22 protein-coding genes and 4 pseudogenes are annotated in these 21204 nt (G+C 67.2%); 19 read left to right on the top strand and 7 right to left on the bottom strand.

Going from position 1 to position 21204, the window contains the following annotated elements; genetic code table 11:
• The first annotated feature begins 41 nt into the window (after positions 1 to 41).
• Together yihA and ACFJI0_RS02530 are read left to right on the top strand one after the other, a co-directional pair.
• A pseudogene (yihA, locus tag ACFJI0_RS02535) lies at positions 42 to 829 on the top strand (ribosome biogenesis GTP-binding protein YihA/YsxC).
• Between the two features lie 26 nt (positions 830 to 855).
• Positions 856 to 1776 carry an alpha/beta fold hydrolase gene (locus ACFJI0_RS02530; RefSeq protein ID WP_382323334.1) on the top strand — a complete coding sequence of 307 codons (921 nt, stop codon included), beginning with the start codon at positions 856 to 858 and terminating at the stop codon, positions 1774 to 1776.
• 6 nt (positions 1777 to 1782) lie between these two features.
• Here the strand turns inward: ACFJI0_RS02530 and ACFJI0_RS02525 are convergent, their stop codons facing one another.
• The 4 genes and pseudogenes from ACFJI0_RS02525 to ACFJI0_RS02510 form a co-directional block, all read right to left on the bottom strand.
• Positions 1783 to 2397: a hypothetical protein gene (locus tag ACFJI0_RS02525; protein ID WP_382323333.1), complete on the bottom strand. Its 615-nt coding sequence runs from the start codon at positions 2395 to 2397 to the stop codon at positions 1783 to 1785.
• A gap of 79 nt (positions 2398 to 2476) precedes the next feature.
• Positions 2477 to 2632, bottom strand: a pseudogene (locus tag ACFJI0_RS02520) (lipid A biosynthesis acyltransferase); the annotation flags it as partial.
• 92 nt (positions 2633 to 2724) lie between these two features.
• Positions 2725 to 3372: a lysophospholipid acyltransferase family protein gene (locus ACFJI0_RS02515; RefSeq protein ID WP_382323332.1), complete on the bottom strand. Its 648-nt coding sequence runs from the start codon at positions 3370 to 3372 to the stop codon at positions 2725 to 2727.
• A 13-nt stretch (positions 3373 to 3385) separates the two neighbouring features.
• Positions 3386 to 3571, bottom strand: a complete 186-nt coding sequence (locus tag ACFJI0_RS02510) for a hypothetical protein (RefSeq protein ID WP_382323331.1) — start codon at positions 3569 to 3571, stop codon at positions 3386 to 3388.
• A 157-nt stretch (positions 3572 to 3728) separates the two neighbouring features.
• On the opposite strand from ACFJI0_RS02510, the gene metK reads away from it, so the two are divergent.
• From metK to ACFJI0_RS02485, 5 genes are all read left to right on the top strand, one after another.
• Entirely contained in the window at positions 3729 to 4910 is a 1182-nt protein-coding gene (metK, locus tag ACFJI0_RS02505) for a methionine adenosyltransferase (RefSeq protein WP_297397795.1), read from the top strand.
• A gap of 183 nt (positions 4911 to 5093) precedes the next feature.
• Complete coding sequence (locus ACFJI0_RS02500; protein WP_382323330.1) at positions 5094 to 6116, top strand: PAS domain-containing protein; 1023 nt, start codon at positions 5094 to 5096, stop codon at positions 6114 to 6116.
• Complete coding sequence (locus tag ACFJI0_RS02495; protein WP_382323329.1) at positions 6100 to 6825, top strand: histidine kinase dimerization/phospho-acceptor domain-containing protein; 726 nt, start codon at positions 6100 to 6102, stop codon at positions 6823 to 6825. Before ACFJI0_RS02500 ends, ACFJI0_RS02495 begins: the two co-directional genes overlap by 17 nt.
• Complete coding sequence (locus ACFJI0_RS02490; RefSeq protein ID WP_382323328.1) at positions 6761 to 7147, top strand: ATP-binding protein; 387 nt, start codon at positions 6761 to 6763, stop codon at positions 7145 to 7147. Before ACFJI0_RS02495 ends, ACFJI0_RS02490 begins: the two co-directional genes overlap by 65 nt.
• Before the next feature lie 27 nt (positions 7148 to 7174).
• Complete coding sequence (locus tag ACFJI0_RS02485; RefSeq protein WP_382323327.1) at positions 7175 to 7975, top strand: SDR family oxidoreductase; 801 nt, start codon at positions 7175 to 7177, stop codon at positions 7973 to 7975.
• A gap of 12 nt (positions 7976 to 7987) precedes the next feature.
• On the opposite strand, the gene ACFJI0_RS02480 is transcribed toward ACFJI0_RS02485, so the two are convergent.
• A complete protein-coding gene (locus ACFJI0_RS02480) occupies positions 7988 to 8539 on the bottom strand; it encodes an NAD(P)H-dependent oxidoreductase (protein WP_291114095.1) in 552 nt (183 codons plus the stop codon).
• A 76-nt stretch (positions 8540 to 8615) separates the two neighbouring features.
• Positions 8616 to 9584, bottom strand: a complete 969-nt coding sequence (locus tag ACFJI0_RS02475; RefSeq protein WP_382325891.1) for a GGDEF domain-containing protein — start codon at positions 9582 to 9584, stop codon at positions 8616 to 8618.
• On the opposite strand from ACFJI0_RS02475, the gene ACFJI0_RS02470 reads away from it, so the two are divergent.
• On the top strand, positions 9583 to 9900 hold the full coding sequence (locus ACFJI0_RS02470) for a hypothetical protein (protein ID WP_382325923.1): 318 nt from the start codon (positions 9583 to 9585) through the stop codon (positions 9898 to 9900). The genes ACFJI0_RS02475 and ACFJI0_RS02470 overlap by 2 nt on opposite strands.
• Before the next feature lie 6 nt (positions 9901 to 9906).
• Here the strand turns inward: ACFJI0_RS02470 and ACFJI0_RS02465 are convergent.
• Positions 9907 to 10173, bottom strand: a pseudogene (locus ACFJI0_RS02465) (7TM-DISM domain-containing protein); the annotation flags it as partial.
• Between the two features lie 533 nt (positions 10174 to 10706).
• Between ACFJI0_RS02465 and ACFJI0_RS02460 the strand changes: the two are divergent.
• The 11 genes and pseudogenes from ACFJI0_RS02460 to gspN all read left to right on the top strand — a co-directional run.
• A pseudogene (locus ACFJI0_RS02460) lies at positions 10707 to 10868 on the top strand (IS21 family transposase); the annotation flags it as partial.
• Between the two features lie 619 nt (positions 10869 to 11487).
• The gene (rrtA, locus tag ACFJI0_RS02455) at positions 11488 to 12129 is read left to right on the top strand and encodes a rhombosortase (RefSeq protein ID WP_382323326.1); all 642 of its coding nucleotides are present in this window, start codon (positions 11488 to 11490) and stop codon (positions 12127 to 12129) included.
• 155 nt (positions 12130 to 12284) lie between these two features.
• Positions 12285 to 12821, top strand: a complete 537-nt coding sequence (locus ACFJI0_RS02450; RefSeq protein ID WP_382323325.1) for an RNA polymerase sigma factor — start codon at positions 12285 to 12287, stop codon at positions 12819 to 12821.
• Between the two features lie 75 nt (positions 12822 to 12896).
• Positions 12897 to 14066, top strand: a complete 1170-nt coding sequence (locus ACFJI0_RS02445; RefSeq protein WP_382323324.1) for a FecR family protein — start codon at positions 12897 to 12899, stop codon at positions 14064 to 14066.
• 121 nt (positions 14067 to 14187) lie between these two features.
• Entirely contained in the window at positions 14188 to 16716 is a 2529-nt protein-coding gene (locus ACFJI0_RS02440; RefSeq protein WP_382323323.1) for a TonB-dependent receptor domain-containing protein, read from the top strand.
• A gap of 7 nt (positions 16717 to 16723) precedes the next feature.
• The gene (locus tag ACFJI0_RS02435; protein WP_382323322.1) at positions 16724 to 17989 is read left to right on the top strand and encodes a choice-of-anchor tandem repeat GloVer-containing protein; all 1266 of its coding nucleotides are present in this window, start codon (positions 16724 to 16726) and stop codon (positions 17987 to 17989) included.
• A gap of 230 nt (positions 17990 to 18219) precedes the next feature.
• Positions 18220 to 18453: a GlyGly-CTERM sorting domain-containing protein gene (locus ACFJI0_RS02430; RefSeq protein ID WP_382323321.1), complete on the top strand. Its 234-nt coding sequence runs from the start codon at positions 18220 to 18222 to the stop codon at positions 18451 to 18453.
• 44 nt (positions 18454 to 18497) lie between these two features.
• Positions 18498 to 19121, top strand: coding sequence for a biliverdin-producing heme oxygenase (locus ACFJI0_RS02425; RefSeq protein ID WP_382323320.1), 624 nt, complete (start codon positions 18498 to 18500; stop codon positions 19119 to 19121).
• On the top strand, positions 19118 to 19576 hold the full coding sequence (locus ACFJI0_RS02420) for a tetratricopeptide repeat protein (protein WP_382323319.1): 459 nt from the start codon (positions 19118 to 19120) through the stop codon (positions 19574 to 19576). Before ACFJI0_RS02425 ends, ACFJI0_RS02420 begins: the two co-directional genes overlap by 4 nt.
• Positions 19542 to 20345 (top strand): tetratricopeptide repeat protein, encoded by an 804-nt coding sequence (locus ACFJI0_RS02415; RefSeq protein WP_382323318.1) that lies wholly within the window; start codon positions 19542 to 19544, stop codon positions 20343 to 20345. Before ACFJI0_RS02420 ends, ACFJI0_RS02415 begins: the two co-directional genes overlap by 35 nt.
• Before the next feature lie 276 nt (positions 20346 to 20621).
• Positions 20622 to 21197, top strand: a complete 576-nt coding sequence (gene gspN / locus ACFJI0_RS02410; RefSeq protein ID WP_382323317.1) for a type II secretion system protein N — start codon at positions 20622 to 20624, stop codon at positions 21195 to 21197.
• Positions 21198 to 21204: the final 7 nt, after the last annotated feature.

The following is a 21204-nucleotide window of genomic DNA, read 5'->3' as shown; positions in this document are numbered from 1 at the left end:
AGCCAATCGATTTTACAATGTCCCACCGGGAAAACCCCCAAATGACCCACCGCCCCACTCCAGCCCCCCAGACCGCTTCGCCGTCGCACGACGCCCCGGGCCTCAAAGCCCCGATACCCCGAGCTGGAAAAACCATCGATCCCCTCAAGCCCGATCCCAAGATCGCGCACGGCTGGCTGCACACCGCCCGCTTTCTCACCACCGCCCCGCAACTCGAACACCTGCCGCCGCTGGAGGTGCCCGAGATCGCCTTCGTCGGGCGCTCCAACGCGGGCAAGTCCACCTGCATCAACACGCTGACGCAGCAGAAGCGCCTGGCCTTCGCCTCCAAGACGCCGGGCCGCACGCAAAGCATCAACCTGTTCTCGCTCGGCAAACAGGGCGTGACCGACGCGGTGCTGGCCGACCTGCCGGGCTATGGCTATGCCGCCGTGCCGCGCGAAGCCAAGTTGCGCTGGCAGCGCGTCATGGGCAACTATTTGCTCACGCGCGAAAACCTCAAGGGCGTGGTGCTGTTGATCGACCCTCGCCTGGGCCTGACCGAGCTCGACGAGATCCTGCTGGAGGTGATCCGGCCTCGGGTCGAGGAAGGCCTGAAGTTCCTGGTGCTGCTCACCAAGGCCGACAAGCTCAACCACGCCGAAGCGCAAAAGGCGCTGTCGATTGCGCGACTGCAGTCGGGCGGTGGCGAGGCGAGACTCTTCTCGGCCCTGAAGAAAAGGGGCTGGACGAGGTGGCGCTGCTGCTCTGGCAATGGACCCATGGCGCCAACGCGCCAGCCCAAGCGGCCGACCCCGTTCCCGACGACGAGCCGCCCGCGCTGGACTGAACCGTGCGGGCTCGAGGAGAGCCCGCATGATCCAGACCTTCCAACAAGCCCTGCCCCACGGCATCACGCTGAGTTGCCGAGCCGCCGGCGAGCCCGGCCGCCCCGTGCTGCTGTTCCTGCACGGTTTTCCCGAAGCCGCCTTTGTGTGGGACGAGCTGCTTCTGCATTTCGCTCAAGTCGAACACGGCGGCTACCGCTGCGTGGCGCCCAACCTGCGCGGCTTCGAGCAGTCGAGCGCCCCCACCGACACATCGGCCTACCGCGCCAAGCCCCTGTTGCAAGACCTGGGCGCACTGGCCACGGCCATCACCGCCGACAGCCCCGCGCCAGGTCAACTGGCCGGCCTGATCGCGCACGACTGGGGCGGTGCACTGGCCTGGGGCCTCGCCGCGCAGCGGCCTGGCTTGCTTCGGCAACTGGTCATCGTCAACGCGCCGCACCCCGCCACCTTCCAGCGCGAACTGGCCCAGTCGCCCGCGCAACAGGCGGCCAGCGCCTACATGAATTTCCTGGTCCGGCCCGACGCGCCCGCGCTGCTGGCCGAGAACGACTTCGCCCGCCTCTGGCCCTTCTTCACCCACATGGCGGCCGACAGCGGGCCAATGGCCTGGCTCGACGAGCCCACGCGCGATCGCTACCGCGCGGTGTGGCGCCAGGGGCTGACGGGCCCTTGCGCGTACTACGCCGCGTCGCCCCTGCGCCCACCGACGCCCGACGACCCTGGGGCAGCAGCCGTGCAGGTGCCGCGCGAAAAGGCCATGGTGACGCGGCCGACCCTGGTGATCTGGGGACTGAACGACACCGCCCTGCCCGAAGCCCTGCTGGAAGGGCTGGACGGGTATGTGCCAGACCTGCGCATCGAGCGCGTCCCCGGCGCCACGCACTGGATCGTGCACGAGCAGCCGGCGCGCGTGGCCGCCTTGATCGGCGGCTTTCTGAACACCTGAACCGGTTCAGAGATCGGCGTAGAAAGAACGCTCATTGCCCGGGCGGGTCTTGAAGCGCTTGTGCACCCAGTAGTACTGCGCCGGCGCCTGGCGGATGTAACCCTCCAGGTAGCGGTTCATGACCGCCGTGTCGGCTTCGGGATCCGCTGTCGGGTAGTCGGGCCAGGGTGACATCACCTTCACCTCATAACCTTCGCGCGTGAGGCGGCTCACCACCGGCACCACGCAGGCACGCCCCAGGCGGGCCAACCGGGACAGCGACATGAGCGTGGCGGTCTGCACGCCGAAAAAGGGCACGAACGCCGCGTCGCGCATGCCGTGATCCATGTCGGGCAACAGGTACAGCGGCAGGCCCTGGCGCATCGCCGCGACCAGGGGTTTGATGCCCTGGCGCTTGCCCACGACATGGGGGTTGCCGAAACGCTGGCGGCCCTGTGCCATCCAGCGGTCCACGTCGGCGTTGAGCTGCTCGGCGTACAGCCCGCAGAAACGCCGCTCCAGGTGGGCCGTGAGCCCGATCCAGCCTGCGTCCATGCCCACGAAATGCGGGGCGAAGATCACGGTGGGCTCGTTCCCGGCCAGGGCCTGCAGATCGCCCGTGAGTGTCAGGCGCTGACGCACCGTGCGCCAGCGGCGCCTCCCACAGCCAGCTGCGGTCCAGCCAGGCCTGCGCGAAATACACGAAATGCTGGCGCACCGCGCGGTCGCGCTCGACCTCGCTGCTCTCCGGAAAGCACAGGGCCCAGTTGATGCGCGCGATGCGCCGGCGCCGCACCGCCGCCAAGTGCAGCACCTGCCCCAGCAACCAGCCCATGCCACGCACCCAGGAGAGCGGCAATGCGGCCAGCACGCGCATGAAGGCCACCCCCAGGCGGTTGCCGAGGTTGCCGGGGGGCAGCGGAGCGTCGGAGGTGGGCGGCAAGGAAGACATCAGGGCGACGGCGGTGTCTACCGGGTCGGCGACTTGTAGCGGTTGTAGGACCAGAGGTACTGGGCCGGGCATTCTCGCACCAGCGCCTCCATGGCGCGGTTGATCTGTGCCGCGGCCTCCAGCGGGTCGTCCGACAGCGGCCCTCCGTTGAGCGGCTCGAATGGGCGCACGTGCACGCGGTAGCCCCGGCCCCAGCTCAGGCGCTCCCCCCAGCTCAACAGGATCTGCACGCGACCGGCCTGGGCCAGGCGGCCCGACAGCGTCATGGTGTAGGCGTCACGCCCGAAGAACGGCGCCCACACACCCTGCCCTTCAGGCGGCACCTGGTCCGGCAGCAGGCCCACCGCCTGCCCCGCCTTGAGCGCCTTGATGAGCTGCTTCACGCCCGCCAGGGTGGTGGGCGCGGCGAACAGGCCAGGGCGCTGGCGCGCACCGGCCACGAGATCGCGCAACCAGGGCTGGCGCGCCGGGCGGAACAGCACCGTCATGGGATGCACCGCGCCGAAGCGCTGTGCGTACGCCTGGGCCGTGATCTCGAAACAGCCCAGGTGGGGCGTCAGGAACAGCACCCCGGTGCCCTGTTGATGCGTGGATTCGATGTGCTCGGCGCCCGCCCAGGCCACGGGCACGGGCCGGCCGAGCCACAGGCGCGGCAACTCGGCCACCAGCTTGCCCGACTCACCGACCGTGCGCCAGCGCCACCTGACGGGGGTACCCCGCGAGGGCGGCGTGCGCGAACAGCCGCCGCCGGTAGCGGCCCGAGAGCGCAAAGCTCACCCAGCCCAGCAGCCAGCCCATTGCATGCAGCACGGACAGGGGCATCCAGCTCAGCACGCGGAAAAGGCCATGGATCAATAGGGTCACGGGATGGAGAAGACTGGGTGGACGGGCGGGCATTCATCTAGAATGCCGCCATCGCCGAGTTATGGAACTAATTGCGGGGCGATTCACAAATTCCGCTAAAGCGTTCGCCGAACTCTGACAGACCGGCAACGCCGGTCAACCAACGTGGAGTTTATACATGGCGAACGATTTTCTTTTCACCTCCGAATCCGTCTCCGAAGGCCACCCCGACAAGGTCGCCGACCAGATTTCCGACGCGATCCTCGACGCGATCTTTGCCCAGGATCCGCGCAGCCGCGTGGCCGCCGAGACCCTGTGCAACACCGGCCTGGTGGTGCTGGCGGGTGAAATCACCACCAACGCCCACGTCGACTACATCCAGGTCGCACGCGACACCCTCAAGCGCATCGGCTACGACAACACCGAGTACGGCATTGACTACAAGGGCTGCGCGGTCATGGTCTGCTACGACAAGCAGTCCAACGACATCGCCCAGGGCGTGGACCACGCGTCCGACGACCACCTGAACACCGGCGCCGGCGACCAGGGCCTGATGTTCGGCTACGCCTGCGACGAGACGCCCGAGCTGATGCCCGCGCCGATCTACTACGCCCACCGCCTCGTGGAGCGCCAGGCCCAGCTGCGCAAGGACGGCCGCCTGCCTTTCCTGCGTCCCGACGCCAAGAGCCAGGTGACGATGCGCTACGTGGACGGCAAGCCCCACAGCATCGACACCGTGGTGCTCTCGACCCAGCATTCGCCCGACCAGAGCGAGTCGCCCACCAAGATGAAGGCGTCTTTCAACGAAGCCATCATCGAAGAGATCATCAAGCCCGTGCTGCCCAAGGAGTGGCTCAAGGACACCAAGTACCTGATCAACCCGACCGGCCGCTTCGTCATCGGCGGCCCGCAGGGTGACTGCGGCCTGACCGGTCGCAAGATCATCGTCGACACCTACGGCGGCGCCTGCCCGCACGGCGGTGGCGCGTTCTCGGGCAAGGACCCGTCCAAGGTGGACCGCTCGGCCGCCTACGCCGCCCGTTACGTCGCCAAGAACATCGTGGCCGCCGGCCTGGCCAAGCAGTGCCAGATCCAGGTGGCCTACGCCATCGGCGTGGCCCGCCCGATGAACGTCACCGTCTACACCGAAGGCACGGGCGTGATCCCGGACGAGAAGATCGCCGCGCTGGTGCAGGAACACTTCGACCTGCGCCCCAAGGGCATCATCCAGATGCTCGACCTGCTGCGCCCGATCTACACCAAGACCGCCGCCTACGGCCACTTCGGCCGCGAAGAACCCGAGTTCGCCTGGGAGCGCACCGACAAGGCCGCCGCGCTGCGCAAGGCCGCCGGCCTGTAAATAGTCACCGAATCAACCGACAAAGCCCTGGGGCGTGAGCCTCAGGGCTTTTTTTACGTACTTTTTTCGGACAGCAGGGAAAACCACCGGTCGTAACAATTTGAATTTTCTGCGGCGGTGTCCGATATGGGAGTACAAGCCACCTTTCTGGCTTGCACTGCAACGACCCGGGAGCCTTGAACCATGGACAACTCTATCTGCCCAGACGGGATGGAAACGCCAGAGCAACAGCTCGAACGGCTGGTGGCCCTGCGCACGCAAGACCTCCAGTCCGCCCTGGACAGCGCCCGTTCCCTCGTTGACCAGGCGCCTTGCGGCCTGCTCACTTTTGACGACGCGCAGCGTTGCGTCCATCTCAATCAAGCCCTGCTGGGTTGGCTGGGCCATGGCGCACCGGGCATGCCCCTGAATGAACTGGTCGCCCCGCGCTCGCGCGACGCACTGACCGCCCACGTGGAAGCCCTGCGCCAGAGCGGGCAGAGCGAACCGGTCGATCTGGACTGGTTGCGCGTCGACGGCAGCCTGTTTCGCGCCCGCCTCGCCTCGACGCCGGTGTTTGATGCCGAGGGCCATTTCCTGCACGGCAGCGGTGTGGTCACGCCGCTCGATGCGGCCCAGATCGCCTCCGCCCAGGACAGCCTGCTGCGCAGCATCACCGACCGCATTCCCGCACGGCTGGCCTACTACGACAAGAACCTGATCTGCCGCTTCGCCAACCAAGCCCACGCCGCGCGCTACGGCAAACTGCCGAGCGACATGGTGGGTTCGCCGCTGAGCCAGGTGGTGCGGCCCGACATCCTGCCCGACATCCTGCCGCGCGTGGCGCAGGCCCTCTCCGGCCAGACGCAGACCTTCGAAGCCGCGCGCACGGCCGCCGACGGTTCGACCAACTACTTCGAGATCCACTACATCCCCGACTTCCAGAATGGCACCGTCGAGGGCATCTTCATCGAGCTGCACGACATCACGGAACGCCGCCGCACGGAAGAGTTCGTGCTGCACGCCAACCAGGATCTGGAAGAACGCGTGCGCTCGCGTTCGGCCGAGCTGTTTGCCAGCGAGCAGCGCTACCGCCTGATGGTGGATGCGATCCAGGACTACTGCATCTACTTCGTCGACGAAAACGGCGGCATCACCGAATGGACCGAGAGCGCCCAGCGCCTGCATCGCCAGTACCCGCTCGCAGATCATGGGCCGCTCCTATGAGGCGCTGCTGTCCAGCGACAACGCGGGCGAGGACGAGGTCGACCCCGGCCAGGTGTTGCGCCTGGCCAAGGCCCACGGCCAATGGGAAACCCGAGGCTGGCGCCTGCGCGAGGACGGCTCGCGCTTCTGGGCGCACACCGTGCTCACTGCGCTGCGCAACGAAGCCGGCGAGTTGCAGGGCCTCTCCAGCATCACGCGCGACATGACCGCCGCCAAGAGCCTGGAGGACGTGATGAACGACCTCAACCGAGAGCTGGAAAAGCGCGTCGCCGAGCGCACGCAGCAGCTCGTGGCGGCCAACAAGGACCTGGACGTGTTCTCACACATGGTCTCGCACGACCTGCGCGCGCCGCTGCGCCACATCGCCAGCTTCGTGAGCCTGCTGCAGGAACAGATGGGCGACTCCGCCGACACGCTGGCCCTGCAGTACCAGAATTCGATCGCCAAGGCGTCCAAGCGCATGAGCCTGATGATCGAAGGCCTGCTCGAGTACGCCCGCCTGGGCCGTGTTGGCCATCGACACCCAGCCGGTGCCGATCGCCCAGCTCGTGGAAGGCGTGATCGCGCACCTGAAGCAGGAAAACCCGGACCGGCGCATCGAGTGGGTGATCGAGAACGACCTGCCCGTCGTGCGGGGCGATGCCATGCTGCTCGCCCAGGCCCTGGGCAACCTGCTGGGCAACTCCGTGAAATACACCCGTCCCCGTGACCTGGCCCGCATCGAGGTGGGTTGGAAGGTCAGCCCGGTGGGGGGACGCACCTTCTACATCGCCGACAACGGCGTGGGCTTTGACCTGGAAAAGGCGCACAACCTGTTCGTGATGTTCCAGCGCCAGCACCATTCGATGGACTTCGAAGGGACAGGCACGGGCCTGGCGCTGTCGCAGCGCATCATCGAGCGCCATGGTGGGCGCATCTGGTCCGAAACCGCACCCGGCGAAGGCTGCACTTTCTACTTCACCTTGCCGTTTGACGGCATGGAGCCGGAGATGGCTTTTCCCGAGTCGTCCCTGGCCGAGCTGCCGGCCTGAGGCCGAAGGCCGGCCGATAATCGCGCGGTGAGCCCCACCACCGCACCGATTCCCTCTTCCCTGTTCTCCCTGTCAGGCCGCGTCGCCCTGGTCACGGGCGCGACCCGTGGCCTGGGCCTGTGCATGGCCCAGGCGCTGGCCGCCCACGGCGCCACCGTCTGGCTCAACGGCCGCGATGCCACCAGCCTGCGTGAAGCGGTGGACCGGGTGCGCGAAGGCGGCCAAGCCGCTGGTGGCACCGCGCACGCGCTGCCCTTCGATGTGTGCGACGAGGCCGCTGCCACGGCGGCCGTGGCCCACCTGCTGGCCGAGAGTGGCCGGATCGACATCCTGATCAACAACGTGGGCCAGCGCCGGCGCCAGCCCCTGGACGAATTGTCCGCCCAGGCCCTGCGGGAGCTGCTGGAGGCCAACCTCGTCTCGGCCTGGCACCTCTGCCGCGAGGTGGCGCGGCCCATGCGCGCCCAGGGCGCTGGCCGCATCATCAACGTCACCTCCATCGCCGGGCCGATCGCCCGCGCCGGCGACGCGGCCTACACCACCAGCAAGGGCGCGCTCGAAGCCTTCACGCGCGCGCTCGCGGCCGAACTCGGCCCGCAAGGCATCAACGTCAACGCGATCGCTCCGGGCTATTTCGCCACCGGCGCCAACACCGCCATGGTGGAGGACGCCTCCGTGGCGGCCTGGCTTGATCGGCGCAGTTCGCTGGGCCGCTGGGGCCGGCCCGAGGAGATCGGTGGCGCGGCGGTGTTCCTGGCCTCACCCGCCGCCAGCTACGTCACGGGCCAGGTGCTGGTCGTGGACGGCGGCTACCTCGCCCACTTCTGAGCCGCGCGGGCGTCAGCCCGCGTGCCGGCGAACCCAGGCTTCGTAGGTGGACACCCATTTCTGAAGGAATTCGCGGCTGTCGGCGCCGATGCCCCCGTCCTTGTCGAACAGGCCTTCCTTGGACTGGATGAACGCCTCGGGCTGGCCCAGCGTGGGCACGTCGAGGTAGGCGAGGATGTTGCGCAGGTGCTGCTGTGCGAGCGCCGTGCCGATCGCGCCAACCGACACACCGATCACCCCGGCGGGTTTGCCGGCCCAGGCGCTCTGGCCGTAGGGGCGCGAGGCATGGTCGATGGCGTTTTTCAACACCCCGGGCAGGGAGCGGTTGTACTCGGGGGTCACGAACAGCAGGCCTTGCGAAGCCGCGATCTCGGCCTTGAGCCGTTTCACCGGGGCGGCCTGGTTCGCGTCGTCGTCCTGGTTGTACAGCGGCAGGTCACCGATCTCGAGTTGCTTGAACGTGAACTCCTTGGAGGCAAGCTGGGCGAGGGCCGTCGCCAGCCGGCGGTTGAAGGAGTCGCGGCGCAGGCTGCCGACGATCACGCCGATCTGAAATCCACTCATGGCAAATCCTCTCCTGGAACGGGGTTGGGGAAACAACGAAGGTGAACGCGAGAGACTACAGGCTCAAGACAAACACTCAGGACGGTGTGGGTACCGGTGAGCCCGCCGGCAGGTGCAGCACCACCTTGCGCGGATCGTCGGCCATCTGGTCCAGCACGGCGCGGAGCCGATCGAGCAGGCTCGCGTCGTCCGCATCCTTCGCTTCGCCAGGCAGCGACAGAGAGGCCAGGCGAAAGCGCAGCGACAGGCCCGCCGGCAAGGAAGGTACCTGCTCCAGCCCTTTGGCCACGATGTGTTGTGCCAGCAGCATCAGGTCGTCGGGCTGCAGCGGCCCTTCGACCAGCACCGCAAAACGCGCATTCGCGACACGGCAGACCGTGTCCACGTCGCGCGCCACGTGCGACAGCCGCGATGCGGCCACCACCAGTGCGCGCTCGGCCACCTCCCGGCCATGGCGGGAGACGATGTCCGCATGGTTGAGCAGCTCCACCATCAGGAGGCCACTCTGATGCCCATAACGCCTGGAGCGGCGCATGGCGTCACGCAAACGCAGATGAAGCACGGGCTCGATGGTCAAACCGGTCAAGGGGTCCGTGCTCTCGATCGCGCGCAGGCGGGCATGGTTCTCGTTGAACTCCTTGGCTCGCCGATGCAGGATGTAGAGCAGGAGCGGGATCTCGATGGCCGAGCCGATGAGCACGGCGTACTGCGTGACCCAGCTGTCCGGCAACACGCCGGCCGCGCGCAGTGCGGGAAACGGGTAACTCAGATGCACCGGCAGGAACCCCAGCGCCAGCCAGCCCCCGTACTTTTCACCCAGGCGCCAGGCCCAGATGCACAGTGCGAAGCTCAACACCACCGACAACAGGCCGTACAGGTTGAGCACGACAAAGGCGAAGCGGTTCTGCAGCAGCAGGTAAACCACGGGGAACAGCAGCCCGAACCACGACCAGGCCTTCACGAAAAGGTCCACCTGCCGGTGGTGGCGCGACACCGCACAGGCCTCGCGCACGAACCAGATGCCCGCCGCGGTGAGCCACAGCATGAACACCGCCGGCGCGGCGTCGTTCCACCACGCCCAGTCGCGCCAGAAAAACACCCCCGCCCACGCCGGTGAAGGCCGCCTGAAAGCCCAACATGCTCGCGACATAGCAGCAGTAGGCGATGAAAGCGCGGTCGCCATACAGGCGCGCGTGCACCCAGCCCCAGAACAACACCAGCAGACCGAAACCGAGGTAGCCCCCGATCATCAGGAAAGTCCAGTAGCGCGTTTCCTGCAGCGTGTCTTCCTCCAGCAGCAGCAGTCGCGGGCTCAGCGGTGCCGGCCGGTTTTCCAGGCGCAGCCAGACCGGGCCCGTTGACCCGGCCGGCAAGGCAAACACCGGTGTCTGGTCGGGATGGCTCCATTGCGACACCGGCAAATGATCGCCCGCTTGTTGCACCGTCCACGCTCCCTGGGGTCCGGTGGCATGAAGCGTCGCCCGGTTGGTGAAGGCCGCCGCACTCAGGGCGAGGTACCAACGCCGGCTGGCGTCCAGGGGCGGCAAGTCCAACCGCAACCACAAGGCGGCAGCCGCCAGGTCAAAGGACCGGTAGTGGCCCATGGGCTGGAAGTCCCCCACCGGTCGGCGCATGGCCTCGTTGAGGGAGGCCTGACCCGAGGCATCGACCCAGAAGTGCGCTTGCAGGGTGACGTCGGACGCAGGAGGGGCCGCCTGGGCAGAACCCGGGTGCAAGCAAAGACCCAGGAGGGTGACCAGCGCCGTCAGAAAGCGAAGAAGGAGACGCTGGGCCGGCCCGTGGAAGGAGAAGATGCAGTCCATGCCGGCATCGTAAGTGTTTGTGTCTGACCAGCGCCCGGCGATCCGGTGGCTGCGGAAAGGCACTCAGCATTCTCCCGGGCACGTCGCATAACTGTTGATTTTGTTGAGGGGCCGTATCGGGCGTGCCGACAAGGTTGCTCTCATACGGCCACACACCATTCTCTTTTTCTGCTTGTCAGCCATTTAGCATTCACTTTTTCCCGCCGCGTGAGCTATCAGGAACGCTAGGGATGTGACATTTTTTTGTGAGTGTACGGCGATGTCGATTTCGTCGAGATACATGCCGGCGATCTTGATGACGTTCTCTGCATTGCACACATCACTTCACTCGAGTGAGTCCACAAGCGGTCAACCACGCGTTTGTGATGCTCGGAGGCGTACCCAAGCGGGGCATCTACGACAACATGAAGACGGCTGTGGACAAAGTCCGGACCGGCAAGGACCGCGACGTCAATGCTCGTTTCAATGCGATGGTGATCCACAGGAGACGCTTTTGTCATGGCTGGGCCTGGGCCTTGGACTCGAAGCTGTGACGCTCGATGAGTTCGGCCTCCAAGCTGGCAAAGAAGCTGTCGGTCACGACGGCTCATGCTGCAGACCAAATTGCTGTCGCGCAGGAAGTTCTGCAAGTCATGACCGGTTGAATCCGCCGCCCAAAGGCGACGTTCGATCTGCTCCATACCGGTCATTGAAGACTCAGTTGCTGTTTAGTCGAAGTGTCCGTCATACGGCCCTGCATTTCGGGCGCCGAGCGTTTCCTTCCAGCGAGCCTCAGCGACCGTCGCGTTCTCAGTGAGCTCCAGGACCGTGAAGAGGACGTTGGCGTACGCTCGGCGATTTGCTCCTGGACAACGAGAGCGCCGAGGCCTTTCGGCTTGAGTGGCTGACTGGCCCACCCCAAGTTGGCGCGCCACTTGAGGCATTGTCATTCCCTCAAGCAGGTGGGAGATGACCTGCCTCTCTCGGCCCGAGAGTACTGCCATGCTGTGACTTGACAGCTTCGCCACCACAGCGTGCCTCATCGATGGCATGTGGTTGCTGAGCTGGCGAGCGTGCGCGCAGGTCATTGGCAGGGGGCGGTGCGCAAACGGCGGGCGACCCATCTGGGCCAACAGGTTGTACCCAATGAACTCAAATATCTCTTCTCGGATCTCGGCCCGCATCTCTGCGGTACTACCAGGCTTTCTGACCATAGCGACGGCGGTTGCCCTGCTGGCCTTGCTTCAGGTGCTGCCCCCTGCATGGCACGGGGTGCTGCGCTACGAGCGTGGTGCCGTGCTCGACGGCGAGCTCTGGCGACTGCTCACTGGGCACTTGATCCACCTGGGCCTTGCGCACTGGGCGCTCAACGCAGCCGGACTGGTGCTGTGTGCCTTGTTGGCGGACAGGGCCGATGCGCCGATCCTGCCGGGGTGGCTGCTGCTGCGCCTGGCGGCGTTGGGTGTGGGCGTGTCGCTCATGCTGCTGGCGCTGGCGCCAGAGGTGTCGCACTACGTGGGCCTTTCCGGTGTGCTCTACGGACTGTTCGTGCTGGTGCTGTGGCCCCAGGCGCGCAGAAGGGAGCCGATCGGCCTGGCGGCACTGTTCGTGCTCATCGGCTGGATGCTCTGGCAGATGTTGCACGGGCCGACGTACAGCGAAATGGAGCTGATTGGTGGGCGCATCGTCGCGCAGGCACATCTGTTCGGGGTGCTGTCGGCAGTGGCAATGCTGCTGGCTCAGGCGCTGCTGCAGGCCGCCAAGGGCAGACCCTCGCCAAACACTTGAGTTCTCGCGCAGGCGCCGTGCGCCTGGTCGTCCGCTTTTGACGCTGCGGATGCATCTGCAATAATGAGAATAATTCCTATTTGAGTCGATCGGGCTGACCCATCGATCAAGAGCGAGTTTGCGCTTAGGAAGCCTTCGACGAATGTGGATATTGCGTGGTTGCCCGCTACTACCGAGAACTGCTGAACTTCTGTGCCCGCACGGTCAGGAACCGGGACGCGGCTGCGGATGTCGTGCAGGAGAGCTACGCACGCTTTCTGCGCCTGCAGCAGTCCAGCGTGCCGATTGCGGAACCTCGGGCGCTTCTGTTCCAGACGGCGCGCCATGTGATGGTGGATCTGTACCGCCGGGAGCGGCTGCGGGAGCATGACGACCTGCATGCCCTGGAAGAATCCGAGCAGCCTGCGGCGCCCCCGCATCTGCAGCCCGATGCGGTGCTGGCTTCGGCGCAGGCGGTGCGGGCGTACGTGAGGACCATCGAAGCATTGCCACCACGCTGCCGCGAGGCGTTTATCCTGCACGTCTTCGACGACATGCCGTATGCGCAGATTGCCCGCCACATGGGCACTTCCGTCAGCATGATCGAGAAGCACATCGCGCGAGGCCGGCTGGCGTGCCGGGCCTGCGAGCGCCAGCTGCAGGGGGGGTTGTCGCCATCGGCGGTCGCGGCGGACCTGCGGTCGCCGCCGTGAGATCGACGAAGGCAAAAAAAGCCCGCCAGGAGGTGAGGGTTTGCGCACCTCATCCGACTACAACCATAAGCACCCATGAAAACGCCCGCTCCCCCCACCCCTGCCGCCGCGCCAAGAGAGGACGAGGACGCCCGCGAGTTGGAGCCCTTCGTCCGGTCGCAGGACGCGGTGGAACTCCAGGCCGCGCTGTGGGCGACGCGCCGCCATGAAGGGCTGGACCCCACGCAAGAGGCGGCGTTTGAACGGTGGCTGGCCGAAGACCCACGCCATGGCGAAGCCTATGAGGAGCTCGAGAGGAGCCTGGATCACGTGCGGGACCTGCCTGATGCCGATGTGCAGTCGCTCAAGGCCGGGCTGGACTTGCATGAGTCCATGGCCGGGACCGCCGTCGGCCCGCCCACGGATCGCCTGCATCCTGCAGGTCCCTCGCCCCGTCTGGCGTCTCCTGGCCGGCGAGCCTGGATGCTCGACCTCACCCGGCTCTTCCCGACGGTGCGCACCGCGGCTGGCGTGGCCGCGCTGGTGGGTGGAGGCTGGCTCGGCTGGGACCAGGGGAGCCGTCAGCCGACTTACGCCCGGACGTTTGCTTCCGAGCGCGGTCAGATCCTCGGCATCGATCTTCCCGATGGCAGTGCGCTGCAACTCGATACCGCGACGCAGATTCAGGTGAGTATGTACCGCCAGCGGCGGGAAGTTCGTCTCATCGAGGGGCAGGTGATGTTCTCTGTTCAGGGCGATGCGGCGGCGCCTTTCGATGTGCTGGCTGGAAGCACCCGCGTCACGGTGATCGGCACGCGGTTTTCGGTTCGCCACACCCGCGCAGGTCTGGATGCCGGAAAGACCGTGGTGGCGGTCGAAGAGGGGCGCGTCAGGGTGGGCGGCGTCCACAGGGCAGCGAGCCCGGAGGCCTCTGGCGATGGCGCGGTATTGACGGCGGGTCAAGGGGTCACGGTTCGCGGCGATGGACGGCTGGGCGCCATCGTCAGCCTCCCCGCCGATGGGGTGGGTGCATGGCGGGCGCAGCGCGTCAGTTTCAGCGACACGCCGCTGGCCGAGGCCCTGGCCGAGTTCGAGCGCTATCGCCACACCGGCCTCGTGATCCGGGATCCCTCGGTCGGTGCGCTGCGCGTGGGAGGCAGTTTCGACCTGCGGCAGGTGGGCCTTTTCGCGCAGGCCTTGCCCCACATGCTGCCGGTGCGCCTGGCGCCGCAAGGCGCGGTGACGGTCATCGCGGCCGCGAAGTAGCGCACCGCTGCCCACCCGCGCGCCAGAAAAAAACGGCGCCCTCGATGTGAGGGTTTGTGCAGGCCATGCGACTCCATAGGTAGTGATTGATGTTGCGAACACTTCCTTGGAGATTGCGTTCATGCGAAAACCCTATCCAGCGCTGGTGCCCATGGCGCTTGCTGCTGCTCTCGCCACGGGCTTGTGCGGGCCGGCGATCGCTCAGACGGCAGAGACTCAGGTCCATCAGATCTCGATCGCTGCCCAGGCTCTGGGCCCGGCGCTCAACGAGCTGGCCCGCCAGTCCGGCCTGCAATTGCTGTTTCCGCCAGAGCTGGTGGCGGGCAAGACGGCCCTGGCCGTCTCGGGCCGGTTCACCACACGCCAGGCGCTGGACCAGTTGCTGGCGGGCAGCGGTCTGGTTGCTCGCAGGGAGGGTGGTGCGGTCATGGTCCGCAGGGCGCCTCAGGCGGCGTCGCCCACACCTGCGGGCGATGCCGCTGTCGAGCTGTCGACGGTCACCGTGTTGGGCAGCGCCCCCTTGGACCAGGGCCACGCGGCGACCACGCACACCCTCCAGCGCGAGGACCTCGAACGTTTTCCGGCCACCAGTCCGGGTGATCTGTTCAAGGACATTCCCGGGGTCACGGTGGCGAACAGCCGCAACGGTTCCTCGCTGGACATCAACATCCGCGGCATGCAGGGCTTTGGCCGCGTCAAGATCCTGGTCGACGGAACCGAGTCGAGCGGCTCCACCTACAAGGGCTATGCCGGCGAGACCACGCAGTCCTATGTCGACCCCGAACTCCTGGGCGAGATCAAGGTCGAGAAGGGGCCCAATGCGGGCCCCTACGGCGCGGGGGTGGTAGGCGGCGTCGTGAGCATGAGCACGCTCACCGCCGATGACCTGATCGGGTCGGGCAAGGCCTTCGGTCTGCGGCTTCGCGGCACCGCCGTCAACCACTCGAGCGGCACGGACACCTACTCCGTGCTCGGCCCGCCCGCCAGCGGCTCATCGGACCCAGCCGATGCGATCACCCGCGATGTGTCGGTGCCGGGCCGCGCGTGGAACGGCAGCCTGGCGGGTGCCTGGCGGCTACTGGACGACAAGCTCGAGATCGTCGCCGGCCTGAGCCACCGCCAGAGTGGCAACTACGTCTCCGGACGGCGCGGCGATGTCACCTCGCGCCCCGTCAACCTGGCCAACACCGTGCGGCGCGTATCGCTCTACGAGCCTGGCCAGACGGTCTACAACACCTCGCAGGACACCGACTCGCAACTGCTCAAGGCCTCGCTCAAGCTGCCCGGCCAGCAGAAGGTCAGCGTGGGCTACAGCCGACTCCAGAGCGAATTCGGCGAGGCCCGCAGCGCGGCCTTCATCGACTACATCACGCAGCTCAATCTCAGCAGCGTCGACAGCGAGCTCTACACCGCCCAGTACGCCTGGACCCCGGCGGGCAACCCCTGGATCGACCTGCGCGTGAACCTGTGGTCCGCCCACTCCAAGGGCTATCAGGCGGCCGACTTCCGCAGTCCCGGGTTGCTGCACAACGCCACCTGGACCGACACACGAGGCCAAGGTCTGGAGGCCTGGAACACCAGCGTGCTGGGCCTGCCGGCGGGGGGTGACCTCACGCTCAAGTACGGCCTGACCTGGCTGTCCGAGAAGGCCGAGGTCACACCGCTGGATGGCGGCATCTACATGGACCCGGGTGGCGACCGCTCGCTGAACTCGACCTTCGTGCAGGCCGACCTTCAGCCCGTGAGCTGGCTGCTGCTCAACGCGGGCCTGCGGCGTGAACGTTACGAGGTGAAGGGCGATGCCGAAGTCTCGTCGGGCATTCCCGGGCAGGTCGTCCCGCTGAAGATTGCCCATCGCCAGAGCCGCACCAACGGCAGCCTGGGCGTCACGCTGCAGCCGCGCGAGTCGCTGCAGTTCTTCGCTCGCTACAGCGAAGGGTGGCGACCGCCCACCGCCAAGGAAACGATCAACAGCCTCATCGCTGCGTCCAACCCCGATCGGACGATGCTCAAACCCGAGTTCACGCAGAACACGGAGGCCGGCGTTCGTTTCGAACTGCAGGACCTGTGGTGGCCCAAGGACCGGTTCCATGCGGGATTGACCTTCTTCGACATCGCGACGAAGGACTACATCTACGGCAGCGCGGGTGAATTCAGGAACGCCGACGAAGCCCGCTTCCGGGGCAAGGAATTCAACCTGGGCTACGACAGCGGTGCCTTCTTCGCGCGATACGGCCTCACCCGCTACGACCGCGTGTCGTTCTGCGACGCCGGCGGCACGACGGCCGCCCCCTGCATCCGGATGCCGCACCTCTTCGCCAACGACCCCAGCTTCGTGGGCTACTACGTGCCGCCCCGGTCGCAGGAGAGCCTGACGCTGGGCACCCGGCTGCTGGACCGTCGCCTCACGCTGGGGTTGCGCATGACGGGGGCCAAGGCCTACTCGAAGGATGGCGCCCTCGTCAGCGGCTGGGACTCGTACCAGATCTACGACCTGTTCGGCAGCTGGCGCATCAACAAGCACCTGAACGTCGCCTTCAGCGTCGAGAACCTGCGCGACCGCTTCTACATGGAGGCCTCCACCTCCTACCTGCTCGCCATTCCCTCGCCGGGGCGCACAGCCAAGGCCACGCTCACCTACACCTTCTGATGCACGCATGAACTTCGATTGCCATCCCCCCTCCGTCGCCCGCGCCTTGGCGCTGACCCTGAGCCTGGCCGCCCTGGCCCCACCCGTGCACGCCGCGCTGCCATCGATCACGAACGTGACGAACTTCACCGCGGCCCTGCCCGCAGGCGGCAACGGTGCCCGCCCCACCAGTCCCCTCACGGAGGCGGCCGATGGCTACCTCTACAGCCGTGCGCGTTCGGGTGGCGGCACCGTCCTCAACAGCCAGCAGGGCGGGACGGACGCCGTGTTCTTCCGGATCCGGAACGACGGCAGCGGCTTCGAGCTGCTGGCCTCGGGCCCCACCACCGTGGCGCCCACCAGCACGCGCTGGATCGGCGCCAGCGACGGCTACCTCTACAGCCCGGGTCCCAGCACGGGCCTCATTCAGCGCTACCGGCACGGAACGACCACCGCCTGGGAAGATTTCTTCACGGGATCGTCCGGGTACATCCTCTCGATCCTGGAGTCGGACAACCTGTTCTTCCTCACCGCCAACACCGGCAGCGCCCTCTCCAGCCTGAGCTTGGACGGCAGCGTGGAGACGCTGTTGCGCGCCACCGGTTCGAGTTCCGCCACCGACGGTTCGAGCCCGCACTACATGATCCGTGGCAGCGATGGCCGGCTCTATGGCTTGCAGTCCTCGGGGGGCAGTGGTGGCTCAGGCACGCTGTTCAGCATGAACCGCGACGGCAGCGACTACCGGGTTCTTCAGAATTTCAACAGTCTGAGCACGGGCTACCAGAACGCCAGTGCGATCAAGCCCCTGATCGAAGCCAGCGACGGCAAGCTCTACGGCATCAACTACAACGGCAGTGGAGGCGACGTGGCCGGCGGTGCCATCTACCGCATCGACAAGGATGGCAGCAACTACGAGCTGATCTACGGTTTCGCCACCAACACGGACAGGGGCGGCTACAACCCCAACACCCTCTTTCAGGCGCAGGACGGCCACATCTACATCTCCACCATCAACGGCGGTGCCAACCGGGGGGGCACCATCCTGCGCTACCGCATCGATGAGGGCGTGCTGGAGCTGCTCTACACCTTCGAGGCCCTGACCGGGCCCGCCCAGAACAACATCTGGACCAACCCGACCACCGGGGTGACGGCGGTGGTCAACGCGGCCATCAACGGCGGCAGCAACGCGGCGGGCCGCAACCCCTATCACCTGATGCAGGCCAGCACGGGTCAGTTCTATGGTGTCGGCGATGCTGGGGGGCAGCCACGGCTGGGGCACGCTGTTCCGCTTTGAGCCGGGTGACGAGGTCGCCCTGGACGCGATGCTCAACGACATTGCGCCCGAGATGCTGGGCTTTGGCGTCAACTCGGGCTACCAGGACAGCGCGACCGTGGCGGTGGGAAACAGCATCACCCTGTACTGGAACACCCGGGGCGTGGCGGGTTGCACGGCCTCCTCGAACGAACCCGGTTCGGCCTGGAGCGGCAGCAAGGTTGGCCAAGGCCAACACGAGCGTCACGGCCGTGAGCGTGGCACCCGTGCAAGCCGGTACCTGGACCTACACCCTGACCTGCAGGCCCCAAAGCCCCAATCACGCGAATGTGTCGGCCTTCATCACGGTCAACGCCGCGCCTGCCGTGACGCAGCCTGAGGCGGTCGGCAACGGCGGCGGCGGTGGCGCACTGGGCTGGCTGCTGGCGCCGCTGGCGGTGCTGGGCCTGGCCTGTCGGCGGCGCCGGGCCTGCGCCTCGCTCTGAGCTTTTCCGATTTCGCCTTTCCCTCTGAACCACGAGACCTACCGATGACCACCACCCCAACGAGAACGCCTTCAACGTCCGGCCGCCGCCAACGGCTCAAGGAGAGCACGCGAACCACGCACGAAGCGCTGGACCAGCGCATCATGGCCTTCAACCCCTTTGCCAGCCAGGACCACTACGGTCGCTTCGTGCTGGCGCAGTACCTGCTGCACCGGGACGTGCAGGCGCTGTTCGACAACCCCGCGCTCAACGCCCTGTTGCCGCAGTTGAGCCAGCGCAGCCGCCTGGCGCTGGCCGAACAGGATCTCCAGGACCTGGGCGTGGCGATGCCTGAACCGCTGGAGGCGCCGCTGTTCGCCGCCGGCGCGCCGGTGGACGAGGCAACCGCACTGGGCTGGCTGTACACGGTGGAAGGCTCCAACCTGGGCGCGGCCTTCCTGCTGAAGCGGGTTGCCTCCCTGGGCCTGGACGGCGGCAACGGCGCACGCCACCTGGCGCCACACCCGGACGGGCGCGCGCAGCACTGGCGCCATTTCGTGGAGCAACTCGATGAGGTGGTGCTGGCACCCGCCTCGGAGGCACGCGTGGACGAGGGCGCGGACGCGGCGTTTGCGCGTGCCCTGCAGCACGTGCAGCGACACTGCACCTTGCTTCCCGCATCTCCATGACACGGTCTGGCGTGATCGGTGTGGCCGCCCTGCTGGTCTGCGGGCTGCTGTCCGCCAGGGCCGACACGGGATCCGAGGCCGATTGGCGCCGCGAGTTCGAGCAGGCCAGCCGGCACCACGCCGAGGGCGAGTACGCCAAGGCGGAGAAGGCCGCAGACCGTGCACTGCATCAAGCCCTTGCCGGCCAGGGGCGCACCCAGCCCCATGTCGCCAGCAGCCTGAACCTGCTGGCATTGATCCGGCAGGCGCAGGGCCAGCCAGAGGAGGCCATCGCGCTCTTGCGCGAAGCCCTGGGCGTGAACGAGCGGGCACTGGGCGTGCACCCCAACACACTGGCGGTGGCGATGAACCTGGGTGAGTCGCTGGAAGCCGCGGGGCACTTGCAGGAGGCCATGGGCCTGTACGAGCGCGGGTTTGCGCATGGCCGACACGCTGCACGCGCGAACGCCTCGTGACGAGAGCGTCCATGGCTGGCGCCAGCGGGCTTTGACGGCCCTGGTGGACGTCCACACCGAGCTGGGCCAAGCCGCTCAGGCGCAGGTCTACAACCGGCGTTTGCTGGACGAAGCCGAGCCCGCATCCGATGCCGTTCGGGTGGCTGCACTCACCCGCCAGGCGCAGGCGCTGCAGGTCGAAGGTCGCCAGGAAGAGGCGATGGCCTTGCACCGTCAGGCCCTCGCGCTGCGCGAGTCGAACGACCCGAACGATCCGGCCCTGGTGCTGCACTACCACGCCTTGGCGCTGTGGCATGCCCAGAGCCGGGACGATGCGGCGGCCCAGGCCTGGTTCGAGAAGGCGCTGGCCGTGGTTCGTACCGATCGGCAAGGTGCCTCACGGCTTGCGCAGGCCCACATCCTCACCAGCCTGGCGCAGCTGGACGAGCGGCGAGGGCGGTACACCGACGCGCGGCGAGGGTACGAGGCGTCGCTGCTGGCCTACACCGGCCTGGGCGAAACGCCGGATGCCTGGCTGGGCCGCGCGCAGGTGCTGCATCAACTGGCCGGCGTGGACTTGGCGCAGCGCCGACCGGCAGACGCCGAGCAGCGGTACCTGCAGGCGCTGCAACTGCTCGAGCGTGCCTTGGGTCCGGACGATCCGCGCCTGCTGCCCGTGCTCGACAACCTGATGGCCTACTACACGAACCGGGGTCAGGCCCGCCAGGCCATGGACCACGGCCAACGCGCCAGCGAGCTTCGCCGCGCGCAGATCAAGGGGGCGCCTTGAGCGCGCTGGACGGGCGCGTGCAACGCCGCGTGGAGCCGACTGTCCCTGTGGCCTGGCTGTGGCCGGTGCTTGGTGCCGTGGCCGGTGTGGGCCTGGCGCTGATGGGATTCTTCCCCGCCGCATGGGCGACCGGGTGGGTGGGCCAGGCCAGCGGCCAGCGGGTGTTGCTGGCCAACGCCGAGGGGACCCTCTGGAACGGATCGGCCGTCGTGGTGTTGACGGGCGGTGAAGGCAGCCGCGACGCGGCCGCGTTGCCCGGGCGGCTGAAACTGGCGCTTGCGCCCGGGCTGGCAGCGCGCCTCGCCCGAGGGTGCGCTCGGGCCGGCCATGGTCATCCACCTCGAGCACAGCTGCTGCCTGCGCCGGCCGCTGCGGGCGGTGGCCCAGCGCGAGCACGGGGGGACCGTGCTGCGCATCGACGAACTGGATTGGCAAGGCCCGGTCGCTCTGCTGCGCGGATGGGGGACGCCCTGGAACACGCTGGGTTTCGAGGGTGGGCTGCGGCTCAAGGGCCGGGATATCCAGTGGAAACCCAGGCAGCCGGGAGACGTGGCGTTCGTGGGGAACATCGTGCTCGATGCGGAGTCGGTGAGCTCGCGCATTTCCACGGTGCGTCCGCTGGGCAGCTACCGCATGGTGCTGGACAGCCGGGAGCGCGAGGGGCTTCAACTGGCGTTGTCCACGCGGGAGGGGGCGGCCTTGCAACTGAGCGGACAAGGGCAGATCGTGGGCGGGCAGCTGCGCTTTGAGGGCAGTGCGCGGGCCGCACCAGAGCGGCGCGAGGCCCTGGGCAATGTGCTCAACCTCATCGGCAACCGCAACGGACCGGTGGCCTTGCGCATCCTGCGTTGACGAGATC

This window comes from Hydrogenophaga sp. UC242_53, assembly GCF_042696965.1.
GTDB lineage: Bacteria > Pseudomonadota > Gammaproteobacteria > Burkholderiales > Burkholderiaceae_C > Hydrogenophaga.
Note: the sequence above shows the minus strand (reverse complement) of the source record. Positions and strands in the feature narration are given on the sequence as shown.